Below are 12263 nucleotides of genomic sequence, written 5' to 3' on the forward strand. Positions count from 1 at the left end.
AACGAAGTTCTACTTCTTGGGGGAGCTGTCGGGAACCGGGGCGCCACCAGGCCGAACGGTCGGCTTGGGGAAGCGCAGCCGCCGGATCTGCGACGACCGCATGGCGGCGTAGAAGCCGACGCCCTTCAGGTCTTCGTCGGGGAAGCGCGCGGCGGCGAGCTTCTTGACCCGGCCCGCGACGTAGAAGGAGCTGCCGACCACCAGCACCAGCACCACCGGCAGCGACATCGTGTAGACGGTCAGCACCCAGCGCCGGATCTCGATCGGGAAGGGAATCATCGACAGCAGCATGATGACCAGCACGGCGGGCAGGAAGTACTGCCCCGGGAGCCTGCGGGCGTCGACGAAGTCGCGCGCGAACTTCCTGACCGGGCCCCGGTCACGGGCCGGGAGATAACGGTCTTCGCCGCGCATCATGCCCTCGCGGGCCTTCTCGCGGAGCAGCCGGTCACGTTCGCGGGCCTGCCGGTAGGCCTCTTTGCGGTTCTTCGGCGCGGTGACAGGTGACCGCCGGCGCCCCTGGGCCTCCGCGCGCTTCGGCGTCGGACGGCCCTTCGCCGGGGTCGTCACAGGCTTAGGATCAACATCAGGGACGGGGGTAGCGTCCGTGGTGGTCTGGGTACGACGTCGGAACACGTTGTCCAGCGTACCGGGAGTGCAACTTAGTGACGCCCCCGTGCGTTATGCGTAGGGTGAACCCAGGCGGCCTTGGCCGCCTTTGCGGGGCTTGAAACGGCTGGGGTTACCCACGCACAACCTAAGAAGGGGACGGCCGACGCGCATGAGCGTGATGAAGAGACTTTCCATGATCTTCAGGTCCAAGGCCAACAAGGCCCTGGACAAGATGGAGGATCCGCGGGAAACCCTGGACTACTCATATCAGCGCCAGCTCGAGTTGCTCCAGAAGGTACGGCGCGGCGTGGCGGACGTGGCGACCAGCCGCAAGCGGGTCGAATTGCAGATCAACCAGGCCGAGGCCGAGGCCGCCAAGCGTGAGCAGCAGGCGAAGAGCGCCCTGGCCGCCGGTCGCGAAGACCTGGCCCGCGACGCCCTCTCGCGCCGCACCGCCATCCAGGCCCAGGTGGCCGACCTGCGCATCCAGTACAACAACCTGCAGGGTGAAGAGGAGAAGCTGACGCTCGCCAGCCAGCGTCTCCAGTCCAAGGTCGACGCCTTCCGCACCCGGAAGGAGACGATCAAGGCCACCTACACCGCCGCCGAGGCGCAGACCCGGATCAACGAGGCCTTCTCCGGCATCTCCGAGGAGATGGGCGACGTCGGCCTGGCGATCCAGCGCGCCGAGGACAAGACGGCCCAGATGCAGGCCCGCGCGGGCGCCATCGACGAGCTGCTGGCCAGCGGCGCGCTCGACGACTACACCGGTCAGCGCGACGACATCCAGGCCGAGCTCGACCGCATGGGCGCCGGGGGCGACGTGGAGCTGGAGCTGGCCCGCATGAAGGCCGAGCTGGGGCAGGGCCCGGCGCCGAAGAGCGCCATCGAGCAGGGGCAGCCGGCCGCCCAGCCGCAGCCCCAGCACACCCAGCAATACCGTCAGCCGGGGGAGGCACAGTAGTGATCGTCAGAATCATGGGGGAGGGGCAGGTCCAGATCGCCGACGGCGATCTCGGCGTGCTCAACGACCTCGACACCGAACTCGAGTCGGCCATCGAGGCCGACGACGAGACCACGTTCCGATCCGCGCTGCACGCGCTTCTCGACAAGGTCCGCCATGTCGGCAAGCCCCTCGCGGACGATGCCCTTGAACCGTCTGAGCTGATTCTGCCCCCCGCGGACGCCTCGATCGACGAGGTCCGGGAGATGCTGGGCGACCAGGGGCTCATCCCGGGTTAGCGCCGTGTCCCGGTTCAGGCCCGACTCCGGGCTGACCCGCCGCATGGTGCTGACCATGTTCCTGCTCGGCCTGCTCTATGTCGTGTTCGTGGCGGTGCTCATCGCCGCCGGGGCGCGGGCGGTCGTCGTCCTGGTCATCGCCGCGGGCTTCCTGCTGGTGCAGTACTTCTTCTCCGACAAGATCGCGTTGTACGCGATGGGCGGCAGAGAGGTGTCACCGCAGGAGGCCCCGCAGCTCCACGCCGTGATCGACCGCCTGAGCGCCCTCGCCGACATGCCCAAGCCCCGCGTGGCCGTCGCCGACAGCGACGTGCCCAACGCGTTCGCGACCGGGCGCAACCAGAAGAACTCCGTCGTCTGCGTGACGACCGGCCTGCTCCGGCGGCTCGACCCGCCCGAGCTCGAAGGCGTCCTGGCCCACGAGATGTCCCATGTGGCCCACCGTGACGTCGCGGTCATGACGATCGCCTCGTTCCTCGGCGTGGTGGCCGGGCTGATGACCCGCTTCGCCCTGTACGCCGGCCTCGGCCGCAACCGCGACAACCAGGGCGGCCTGCCGATCGGCCTGATCATCGTGCTGGTCTCCACGATCGTCTACTGCGTCAGCTTCGTGCTGACCCGGCTGCTGTCGCGCTACCGCGAACTGGCGGCCGACCGGGCCGGGGCCTATCTCACCCAGCGTCCGTCCGCGCTGGCCAGCGCCCTGACCAAGGTCTCCGGCGAGATCGCCCGCATCCCGACGCGCGACCTGCGCGAGGCGCAGTCGTTCAACGCGTTCTACTTCGCGCCCGCGCTGAACCGGGCGAGCGTGGCGACGCTGTTCGCCACCCACCCGCCGCTGGAGAAGCGGCTCGAACAACTCGCCCGGATCTCCGGCGAACTCGGAAGGGAGGCCTGATGGGCTGGTTCGACGCGCTGCTCGGCCGTTCGAAACAGGCCAGGCCCGATCTCGACGCGCTGTTCGCGCTGCCCTCGGCTGCGGTGACGCTGCAGGTCGCGACCGCGTTCGGGCCGGCCGGCGTGGGCTCGGTCTGCTTCCGCGCCGCCGAGGGGGCCGCGTTCGCCCGTCTCCAGGACGACGTGCGGCAGCTCGTCGGCAGCCCGGAGATCACCAACGACGACTACGGCTTCACGTGGCTGACCGTGCGCGACGACGACGTGTCCTCGCTGGTGACCAACCTCCACGGGGCCAACTCCAGCCTGGAGGGCGCCGGGTTCGGCTCCTCGCTGCTGTGCACGACCGTCGTCTTCGCCGATCCCGGCGGGCGGCGGCTCGCCCTGGTATATCTCTACAAGCAGGGCACGTTCTACCCGTTCGCCCCACTGCCGGGCCAGCGGCGCGACAACGCCCTGGAACTGCAGGCGCGCGGCACGCTCGCGGGCGACCTGCCCATCGAGGCCGACCTGTCCCGCTGGTTCGCGGTGTGGGGAGCGCCCGGACTGTAGGGGGGCCTGTGGACCAGCGGGAGTACGCCGACGCGGTGGCGGCGCAGATCACCGCCATGGCCGACGCCGTGCGGGGGCACGACCTGGCCAGGCCCGTGCCGACCTGCCCCGGCTGGAGCCTGCGCGACCTGGTCGAGCACACCGGGAGCACCCATCGCCGGGCCGCGATCGTGGCCGGGGAGGCCCGCCAGGAGCGGCTCGACCGCGCGGCCGTCGACCTGGGCCTGCCCGCCGACGACGGCGGCTACGCCGACTGGTTCGCCGCCGGGGCCGAACCGCTCAGAAGGAGCCTGCTCGCGCACGACCCGTCGACGGTCGTCTGGACGTGGGCCGGCCTCCGCCCCGTGGTCTGGTGGGGCCGCCGCCAGCTCTGCGAGAACGCCGTCCACGCCGCCGACGCCGCCATCGCCCTCGGCCAGGCCCCGCGTATCGACGAGGCCGTCGCCGCCGACGGCGTGAGCGAACTGCTCGACAACCTCCCCTACGCCGACTGGAAGCCCCGCGACCTGACCGGCGACGGCGAGCGGCTCTCGTGGCAGTCCGACACCGGCGTGGGCTTCCTCGTCACCCTCTACCCCGACGGCTACACCTACGAGCCGTCCGCGATGCCCGGCGAGGTCACCGTCCGCACCTCGACGGCGGCCGACATCCTGCTGCTGATGTGGGGCCGCCGCGGCTACGGCGACTACTCCGTCGAGGGCGACTCGGCCCTGCTCAAGCGCTGGGCCGACAACTCCACGATGTGACCAAGGAGGCGTGGCGCGGCGGCCCGGCCGGCCGGGGTGGTGATGGGATCGCGCCCATGATCACCTTCAGGTACGCGGCCGCGGCCGCCTTCCTCGCCGCCGGACTGCTGACCACCCCGGCGGCGTTCGCCGCCACGCCCGCCGGGTATGCCGGGGTGGTGGCAGACGACGCGAAGATCACCGTCACCGGCAACGGCGCCGTCTCGGCCGCCCCCGACCGCATGCGCCTCCAGGCCGGCGTCGAGGTCCGCCGCGCGACGGCCGGGGCCGCGTTCGGCGACGCCCGCAGGGCCGCCGCGACCCTCCGCACCGCCCTGCTGAACGCCGGCGTCGACGAAGACGACCTGCGCACCAGCGAGATCTCCCTCGGCCCCGAATACGACGACTACCCGAAGGTGGCCGGCTACCGCGCCGGGCAGGGCGTCGAGGTGCTCGTCCGCGACCTCGACATCGCCGACCGGGTGGTCGACGCCGTCGCCTCCGCCGGGGAGGAGGCCCGCCTGAACGGCATCTCCTTCGAGATCGGCGACCCCGCGACCGCCCTGGCCGCCGCCCGCGACGCCGCGTACAAGGACGCCGAGACCAAGGCCAGGCAGTACGCCAAGCTGACCGGCCGCAGGCTCGGCCGGGTGCTGAGCGTCAGCGAAGACGGCGAGGGGCGCGCCCCGATCCCGTTCGAGGGCGTCCACCTGATGGCGGCCGACAAGTCGATCTCGCCGGGCCGCCAGTCGGTGGGCGTCAACGTCAGGGTCGTCTTCGAGCTCCGCTAGCCGTTACGGCAGCGCCAGCATGCGGTCGAGCGCGACCTTGGCCCAGTGGGTGGTCTCCGGGTCGACCGTGATCTGGTTCACGACCTGTCCCGCCGCCAGCGACTCCAGCGAGCGCACCAGGTGGGGCAGGTCGATGCGGTTCATCGTCGAGCAGTAGCAGACGGTCTTCTCCAGGAACATCACCGTCTTGTCGGGGAACATCGCCCCCAGCCGCCGCACCAGGTTGAGCTCGGTGCCCACGGCCCAGGTCGACCCGGCGGGGGCGGCCTCCAGCTGCTTGATGATGTACTCGGTCGACCCCACGTAGTCGGCCTTGGTGACCACCTCGTGGCGGCACTCGGGGTGGACCAGCACGTTCACGCCGGGGACGCGGGCCCGCACGTCGTCGACGTTCTCGGCGGTGAAGCGGCCGTGGACCGAGCAGTGGCCGCGCCAGAGGATCATCTTGGCGTTCCTGAGCTGCTCGTCGGTCAGGCCGCCGTTCGGGCGGTGCGGGTTGTAGACGACGCAGTCGTCCAGCGAGAGGCCCATCTCCAGCACGGCGGTGTTGCGGCCCAGGTGCTGGTCGGGCAGGAACAGCACCTTCTCACCCTGCTCGAAGGCCCAGTCGAGGGCCCTTTTGGCGTTGGACGAGGTGCACACCGCGCCGCCGTGCCGCCCGCAGAACGCCTTGATGTCGGCGCTGCTGTTCATGTACGTCACCGGCACCGTGACCCCGGCGATCCCGGCGTCCTCCAGCACCTCCCAGGCCTCCTCGACCTGGTCGAAGGTGGCCATGTCGGCCATGGAGCAGCCGGCCGCCAGGTCGGGCAGGATCACCTTCTGCCGGTCGGAGGTCAGGATGTCGGCCGACTCGGCCATGAAGTGGACGCCGCAGAACACGATGAACTCGGCCTCGGGCCGGGCCGCCGCCTCGCGGGCCAGCTTGAAGGAGTCGCCCGTCACGTCGGCGAACTGGATGACCTCGTCCCGCTGGTAGTGATGGCCCAGCACGAACAGCCGGTCGCCGAGCGCCTCCTTGGCCTTGCGGGCCCGCGCCACCAGCTCCGGGTCGGACGCGGGGGGCAGCTCACCGGGGCAGTCGACACCGCGCTCACTGTGCGGGTCGACGCCCTGCCCGAGGACGAAGAGCGGAAGACTCGTGGTCGTCACGACCACACCCCCTTCGGGGACTTATCGTCGAACTGACGACTAATAATTACACATCCGCTTTGGGAGGTATTCCCCTGGGGTGTCCGGACCGGGAATGTAGGGACAGGGCCAACGTGTTGCTACCGTTCTAGAAGGACGTCAGATACAGACGCTGGGAGTCACCAAGATGTCGGTTGAGAGCAGCGAGACCACGAAGCAGGGCCTGATCCTGACTGACGCGGCCGCCGCCAAGGTCAGCAGCCTGCTGGAGCAGCAGGGCGAGGAGGGTCTGCACCTCCGCGTCGCCGTGCAGCCGGGGGGCTGTTCCGGCCTCCGTTACCAGCTCTACTTCGACGACCGCTCGATGGACGGCGACGTTGTCTCCGACTTCGGCGGCGTCTCGGTCGTGACCGACCGGATGAGCGCCCCCTACCTGATCGGTGCGACGGTCGACTTCGTCGACACGATCGAGAAGTCGGGCTTCACGATCGACAACCCGAACGCCACGGGTTCCTGCGCCTGCGGCGACTCCTTCAACTAAGGAGCGCCCGGCCAGACACCCGCGCACCCCGCTCGGGCGCGCGGGTGTCTCGCCATGTCCCGGGTCAGCCTGAATATCGCGTATTCTTGCGGGGCTCGCGATCCGGCGGGCGTCCACGCGCTGCTGACAACGAGGAGATCACCCCGTGCGCATCGCCGTCACCGGCTCCATCGCGACCGACCATCTGATGACGTTCCCCGGCCGCTTCGGCGACCAGCTCATCGCCGAGCAGCTCGACCGCGTGTCGTTGTCGTTCCTCGTCGACGAGCTGGAGATCCGGCGCGGCGGCTGCGCGGGCAACATCGCGTTCGGCATGGGCGGCCTGGGGCTGCGGCCGATCCTCGTGGGCGCGGTCGGCGACGACTTCGCCGACTACCGGTCGTGGCTGGAGCGCCACGGCGTCGACTGCGACTCCGTCCACATCTCCGAGCTCCACCACACCGCGCGGTTCCTGTGCACCACCGACCAGGACCACAACCAGATCGCGTCGTTCTACACCGGCGCGATGGCCGAGGCCCGCAACATCGAGCTCGGCCCGATCGCGGCCCGCGTCGGCGGCCTCGACCTCGTGCTGATCGGCCCCAACGATCCCGACGCCATGCTGCGCCACACCTCCGAGTGCAAGTCGCGCGGCATCCCGTTCGCCGCCGACATCTCCCAGCAGCTCGCCCGCATGCCCGGTGAGCAGATCCGCGAGCTGATCGACGGCGCGGCCTACCTCTTCTCCAACGACTACGAGAAGGGGCTCATCGAGCAGAAGACCGGCTGGTCCGACGAGGAGGTCCTCGACCGCGTCGGCGTGCGGATCACCACGCTCGGCCCCAAGGGCTCCCGCATCGACCGCAAGGGCGAGCCGTCGATCCACGTCTCCCCGGCCCCCGAGCGCGGCAAGGCCGACCCGACCGGCGTCGGCGACGCGTTCCGCTCCGGCTTCCTGGCCGGCCTGACCTGGGGCCTGAGCCTGGAGCGCTGCGCCCAGATCGGCAATCTCACCGCCACCCACGTGCTGGAGCGCGTCGGCGGCCAGGAATACGAGCTCGGCCAGGCCGACTTCCTGGAGCGCTTCGGCGCCTGCTACGGCAAGGACGCCGCCGAGGAGGTCGGTGCCCACCTGCGCTGCCTGCGCCCGTAGCCCTCACGCGAAAGGCCGCCCTTCGGGGCGGCCTTTTTCAGTACTGCCGGCGTACGTGGATCGCCCAGCCGCCCTGCGGCAGCTCGTAGCTCTCGACGTGCTGGTGGGACTTCAGGCGGCACCAGGCCGGGACGTCGGTGAAGGCGGCCGGGTCGTCGGCCAGCACCGAGATCACCGCGCCCACGGGCACCTCGCCGACGCGCTCGGCCAGCATGATGATCGGAATCGGGCACTTGCGGCCCAGCGCGTCGATGGTCAGCGCGGCCGGCGGAATCACCGGCGCAGGCGCTTCGGCAGGCGGCTCGGGCGACTTCTTACGCCAGATCACTGCACCCCCAGACGCTGGCGGACGCGACGCACGATGTCGGGGAGAACGGTGAGGAACCGCTCGACATCGTCTTCGGGTATCCCACGGGGCAGCGATACCCGGACGTTCCCGTGCGTAAGCACGCCCATCGCCTCCAGCACGTGTGATGGACGAAGCGTACTCGCCGTACACGAACTTCCTGACGAGACGGCGAAACCGGCCTTGTCGAGTTCGGTCAGGAGCGCCTCGCCGTCGACGTACAGGCACGAGAAGGTCACCAGGTGGGGGAGGCGGTCCACCGGATCGCCGATCACCTCGACGTCGGGGACCCGGCGCGGGACCTCGGCGCGGATCCGGTCGACCAGCGCCGACAGGCGGGCGTTCTCGGCCGCCGACTCGGCCGCGCGGGCGCGCAGCGCCGCCGCGGCGGCCACCACGGCCGGCACGTTCTCGTAGCCCGGCACCCGGCGCAGCTCCCGCTCGTCCTCCGGATAGGGGGAGCGCCAGCGGGTGCCCTTGCGCACCGCCAGCACCCCGACCCCGGCCGGCCCGCCCCACTTGTGGGCGCTGGCCGTCAGCACCGACCAGCCCGGCGGGATCGGCAGCCGCCCGGCCGACTGGGCCGCGTCGACGACCAGCGGCACCCCCGCCGCCCGGCACGCCTCGGCCGCCTCGGCCACCGGCTGGAGGGTGCCGACCTCGTGGTTGGCCGTCTGGAGCGCCGCTGCCGCGACCCCTTCGGCGGCCACCGCCTCGGCGAAGGAGGTCAGGTCGACCCGCCCGGTGATCGCGACGCCTATGGTCTGTACGCTGCCTCCGGCCCCCTCGTGGACGCCCGCCGCGTGCAGCACGCTCGAATGCTCGACCGCGCTCACCACCAGGTGACGCCCGGCCCTGCGCCGGCCCTGCAGCGCGCCGAGGACGCCCAGGTGGACGGCCTGCGTGCCCGACGTGGTGAACGACAGTTCGTCCGGACGCGCGCCCAGCACCTCGGCGATCTCGGCCCGCGCCTGGTCGAGCAGCAGCCGCGCCCGTCTGGCCGAGCCGTAGAGCCGGGCGGGGTCGGCCCACCCCACGTCGAGGGCCGCGAGCAGTGCTTCGCGGGCCGCTGGGTGGAGGGGCTCGGTCGATGCCGCGTCGAGGTACGCCACAGTGAGGACATTAACGGGGGCTGGAACGAGGACCGGTGCCGGTCCGCGCTAAAGTGTCTCGGCATTGAAGTGAATCAAGTAAAGCGGGGGAGAAGATTCCCCCGGCTGTGTGGAATCCTCGAAAACCGCCCAGGGGTGTGCCCCATGGGCTTCAAGTGTGGGGTAGGCGATCCGTGAGTCCGACCCGCCGTACGACACGGCGATCGTTGGCCCGCCGCCGGCTGCCCAGTCTCGCCGGTGTGGCGGTTCTGGTCGCGTCCGCGTCGGCGTGTAGTTCCGAGGCAGCAGACCAGTGGTCCCGGCTGGCCCAGCCCGAGCCGCAGACGCGGCAGGGCAACCTGATGCTCGACCTGTGGCTGGGCTCGTGGGTGGCCGCCTTCGCGACGTTCGTCGTCGTCTTCGGCCTGATCGTGTGGTCGGTGCTGTTCCACCGCCGGCGGAAGAACTCCGACCAGCAGCTGCCGCCCCAGGTGCGGTACAACCTGCCGATCGAGATGCTCTACACGCTCGTTCCGCTGGTCATGGTGGCGGTCTTCTTCTACTTCACCGCGCGCGACGAGGCCGAGATCATCAAGGTCTCCGGCACCGCCCCGGTGAAGGTCAAGGTCGAGGGCTACCAGTGGAGCTGGCGCTTCACGACCGAGGCCCAGGGCAAGACCGCGACGGTGGCCGGCGTCCCGGTCGACCTGTCGAAGCAGAGCACGACCAACCCGCAGGGCCCGCAGCTGGTGCTGCCGGTCGGCACCAAGGTCGAGTTCGCCCTCGAGTCGCCCGACGTCATCCACTCGTTCTGGGTGCCGGCGTTCCTCTTCAAGCAGGACGTCATCCCGGGCGTGCACAACAAGTTCGAGCTCGACACCCTCGACAAGACCGGGGTGTTCTTCGGACGGTGCGCCGAGCTGTGCGGTGTCGACCACAGCAAGATGTTGTTCTCGGTCAAGCTGGTCCCGCAGGCGGAGTTCGACCAGTACATGACCACCCAGTCCGCCGCCGGAGGCGCACAGTGACCGCCCACGCCGAAAGCGCGGGCATCCCCGCGCGGCCCTACCGCAAGGGCTCCGTCGTCGTGAAGTGGCTCACGACGACCGACCACAAGATCATCGGTCATCTCTACCTGATGACCTCGTTCGTGTTCTTCCTCATCGGCGGCGTCATGGCCCTGGTCATGCGCGCCGAGCTGGCCCAGCCGGGCCTGCAGGTCGTCTCGAACGAGCAGTTCAACCAGCTGTTCACCATGCACGGCACGATCATGCTGCTGATGTTCGCGACCCCGCTGTTCGCGGGCTTCGCCAACGAGCTCATGCCGCTGCAGATCGGCGCCCCCGACGTGGCGTTCCCGCGCCTGAACATGGTGAGCTACTGGCTCTACCTGTTCGGCAGCATCATCGCCGTCGGCGGCTTCTTCACCCCGGGCGGCGCGGCCGCCTTCGGCTGGACCGCCTACGCGCCGCTGTCCAACGCGGTCACCTCGCCGGGCATCGGCGGCGACCTGTGGATCATGGGTCTGGCCCTGTCGGGCCTGGGCACCATCCTCGGCGCCGTCAACTTCATCACCACGATCATCTGCATGCGCGCGCCCGGCATGACGATGTTCCGCATGCCGATCTTCACCTGGAACATCCTGCTCACCAGCATCCTGGTGCTGCTGGCCTTCCCGGTGCTCGCGGCGGCGCTGCTGGTGCTGGAGGCCGACCGGAAGCTCGGCGCCCACGTCTTCGACGCCGCCAACGGCGGCGCGATGTTGTGGCAGCACCTGTTCTGGTTCTTCGGCCACCCCGAGGTCTACATCATCGCCCTGCCGTTCTTCGGCATCATCACCGAGGTCCTGCCGGTCTTCAGCCGCAAGCCGATCTTCGGCTACATCGGCCTGGTCGGCGCGACCATCGCCATCGCGGGCCTGTCGGTGACGGTGTGGGCGCACCACATGTTCGTCACCGGCCAGGTGCTGCTGCCGTTCTTCAGTTTCATGACGTTCCTCATCGCCGTGCCGACGGGCGTGAAGTTCTTCAACTGGATCGGCACGATGTGGCGAGGGCATCTCAGTTTCGAGACGCCGATGCTCTTCGCCGTGGGCTTCCTGGTCACCTTCCTCTTCGGTGGCCTGACCGGCGTCATCCTGGCCTCGCCGCCGCTCGACTTCTCGATCTCCGACTCCTACTTCGTGGTGGCCCACTTCCACTACGTGGTGTTCGGCACGGTCGTGTTCGCGATGTTCTCCGGCTTCTACTTCTGGTGGCCGAAGTTCACCGGCAAGATGCTGAACGACAAGATCGGCAAGGTCCACTTCTGGACGCTGTTCTTCGGCTTCCACCTGACCTTCCTGGTCCAGCACTGGCTGGGTGTCATCGGCTTCCCGCGCCGCTACGCCGACTACGCGGCGGTCGACGGCTTCACCGACCTGAACATGATCAGCTCGGTCGGCGCCTTCCTGCTCGGCGCCTCCACCCTGCCGTTCCTCTGGAACGTCTGGACGACCTGGCGCAACGCGCCCAAGGTCACGGTCGACGACCCGTGGGGCTACGCCGGCTCGCTTGAGTGGGCGACCTCCTGCCCGCCGCCGCGGCACAACTTCCACCGGCTGCCCCGCATCCGGTCGGAGCGCCCGGCGTTCGACCTCAAGTACCCGCACATCACGCCTGGCCAGGCCCAGCCGGAGATCGAGGAGGTCAAGTCGTGAAGGTCCAGGGATGGATGTTCATCCTCACCGGCGCGTTCTTCGCCGCCGCCGACGTCGTCTACTGGTTCTGGTCCAAGGAGGTGACCGGCACCACCGCGATGGCGATCTCGGTGGGCCTCGCCTTCATGATCGGCTACTACCTGCTGTTCACGGCCCGTCGCATCGGCGACCAGCCCGAGGACGACAAGGAGGCCGAGATCAGTGACGGCGCGGGTGAGCTGGGCTTCTTCAGCCCCCACTCGTGGTGGCCGCTGTTCGTGTGCCTGTCGGCCGCGCTGACGTTCTTCGGCTTCGTCATCGGCTGGTGGCTCTTCATCATCGGCGTCTTCGCGGTGATCATGAGCACGATCGGCTTCGTCTTCCAGTACTACCGCGGGCACTTCTCGCACTAGTTCCCGCAGCTTGGTCCCGGTTCGCCTTGGGCGGGCCGGGACTTTTTCTTTGCCTTCGAAAGGAGTGTCGCGCGACCGAACTCCCCGTAATCGGGTAATAACTCAGAGATAGTGAT

General features: G+C 69.5%; 15 protein-coding genes. 11 read left to right on the forward strand and 4 right to left on the reverse strand.

The window, feature by feature from the left end:
• Positions 1-9 precede the first annotated feature (9 nt).
• On the reverse strand, positions 10-570 hold the full coding sequence (locus tag QSK34_RS02590; RefSeq protein ID WP_285579450.1) for a DUF3043 domain-containing protein: 561 nt from the start codon (positions 568-570) through the stop codon (positions 10-12).
• 211 nt (positions 571-781) lie between these two features.
• Here QSK34_RS02590 and QSK34_RS02595 point away from each other — a divergent pair, with 211 nt between their 5' ends.
• From QSK34_RS02595 to QSK34_RS02620, 6 genes are read left to right on the forward strand one after another with little or no spacing between them, the layout of a single operon-like run.
• Positions 782-1576: a PspA/IM30 family protein gene (locus QSK34_RS02595; protein WP_081898195.1), complete on the forward strand. Its 795-nt coding sequence runs from the start codon at positions 782-784 to the stop codon at positions 1574-1576.
• The gene (gene pspAA, locus QSK34_RS02600; RefSeq protein WP_062351547.1) at positions 1576-1854 is read left to right on the forward strand and encodes a PspA-associated protein PspAA; all 279 of its coding nucleotides are present in this window, start codon (positions 1576-1578) and stop codon (positions 1852-1854) included. Before QSK34_RS02595 ends, pspAA begins: the two co-directional genes overlap by 1 nt.
• Positions 1855-1858: 4 nt before the next feature.
• Positions 1859-2752 (forward strand): zinc metalloprotease HtpX, encoded by an 894-nt coding sequence (gene htpX / locus QSK34_RS02605; protein WP_030450482.1) that lies wholly within the window; start codon positions 1859-1861, stop codon positions 2750-2752.
• Positions 2752-3300: a PspA-associated protein PspAB gene (gene pspAB, locus QSK34_RS02610; RefSeq protein WP_285579463.1), complete on the forward strand. Its 549-nt coding sequence runs from the start codon at positions 2752-2754 to the stop codon at positions 3298-3300. The genes htpX and pspAB overlap by 1 nt, the downstream gene beginning before the upstream one ends.
• An 8-nt stretch (positions 3301-3308) precedes the next feature.
• On the forward strand, positions 3309-4046 hold the full coding sequence (locus QSK34_RS02615; protein WP_285579466.1) for a maleylpyruvate isomerase family mycothiol-dependent enzyme: 738 nt from the start codon (positions 3309-3311) through the stop codon (positions 4044-4046).
• A 56-nt stretch (positions 4047-4102) separates the two neighbouring features.
• On the forward strand, positions 4103-4816 hold the full coding sequence (locus tag QSK34_RS02620; protein WP_285579467.1) for an SIMPL domain-containing protein: 714 nt from the start codon (positions 4103-4105) through the stop codon (positions 4814-4816).
• A 3-nt stretch (positions 4817-4819) separates the two neighbouring features.
• Here the strand turns inward: QSK34_RS02620 and nadA are convergent, their stop codons facing one another.
• A complete protein-coding gene (nadA, locus tag QSK34_RS02625; protein WP_161480186.1) occupies positions 4820-5974 on the reverse strand; it encodes a quinolinate synthase NadA in 1155 nt (384 codons plus the stop codon).
• Between the two features lie 160 nt (positions 5975-6134).
• On the opposite strand from nadA, the gene QSK34_RS02630 reads away from it, so the two are divergent.
• On the forward strand, positions 6135-6488 hold the full coding sequence (locus QSK34_RS02630; protein WP_030450477.1) for a HesB/IscA family protein: 354 nt from the start codon (positions 6135-6137) through the stop codon (positions 6486-6488).
• Between the two features lie 145 nt (positions 6489-6633).
• Entirely contained in the window at positions 6634-7620 is a 987-nt protein-coding gene (locus QSK34_RS02635; protein ID WP_285579475.1) for a carbohydrate kinase family protein, read from the forward strand.
• 37 nt (positions 7621-7657) lie between these two features.
• Here QSK34_RS02635 and QSK34_RS02640 read toward each other — a convergent pair whose 3' ends face one another.
• Entirely contained in the window at positions 7658-7897 is a 240-nt protein-coding gene (locus tag QSK34_RS02640; RefSeq protein ID WP_030450475.1) for a sulfurtransferase TusA family protein, read from the reverse strand.
• A 47-nt stretch (positions 7898-7944) separates the two neighbouring features.
• Positions 7945-9078, reverse strand: coding sequence for a cysteine desulfurase family protein (locus QSK34_RS02645; RefSeq protein WP_285579478.1), 1134 nt, complete (start codon positions 9076-9078; stop codon positions 7945-7947).
• A 239-nt stretch (positions 9079-9317) separates the two neighbouring features.
• Here QSK34_RS02645 and ctaC point away from each other — a divergent pair, with 239 nt between their 5' ends.
• The 3 genes from ctaC to QSK34_RS02660 are packed head-to-tail and all read left to right on the forward strand — an operon-like array spanning position 9318 to position 12147.
• Positions 9318-10085, forward strand: coding sequence for an aa3-type cytochrome oxidase subunit II (gene ctaC, locus QSK34_RS02650; protein WP_231515278.1), 768 nt, complete (start codon positions 9318-9320; stop codon positions 10083-10085).
• On the forward strand, positions 10082-11755 hold the full coding sequence (gene ctaD / locus QSK34_RS02655) for an aa3-type cytochrome oxidase subunit I (protein ID WP_285579482.1): 1674 nt from the start codon (positions 10082-10084) through the stop codon (positions 11753-11755). The genes ctaC and ctaD overlap by 4 nt, the downstream gene beginning before the upstream one ends.
• Positions 11752-12147 (forward strand): cytochrome c oxidase subunit 4, encoded by a 396-nt coding sequence (locus tag QSK34_RS02660; RefSeq protein ID WP_285579485.1) that lies wholly within the window; start codon positions 11752-11754, stop codon positions 12145-12147. The genes ctaD and QSK34_RS02660 overlap by 4 nt, the downstream gene beginning before the upstream one ends.
• Positions 12148-12263: the final 116 nt, after the last annotated feature.

This window comes from Herbidospora sp. NBRC 101105 (assembly GCF_030269205.1).
Classification (GTDB): domain Bacteria; phylum Actinomycetota; class Actinomycetes; order Streptosporangiales; family Streptosporangiaceae; genus Herbidospora; species Herbidospora solisilvae.

Bases quoted from the DNA above. Each gene is read 5' to 3' on its own strand.
- QSK34_RS02620 (WP_285579467.1), top strand. From the start codon at position 4,103: ATGATCACCTTCAGGTACGCGGCCGCGGCCGCCTTCCTCGCCGCCGGA.
- QSK34_RS02595 (WP_081898195.1), top strand. From the start codon at position 782: ATGAGCGTGATGAAGAGACTTTCCATGATCTTCAGGTCCAAGGCCAAC.
- pspAB (WP_285579463.1), top strand. From the start codon at position 2,752: ATGGGCTGGTTCGACGCGCTGCTCGGCCGTTCGAAACAGGCCAGGCCC.
- QSK34_RS02630 (WP_030450477.1), top strand. From the start codon at position 6,135: ATGTCGGTTGAGAGCAGCGAGACCACGAAGCAGGGCCTGATCCTGACT.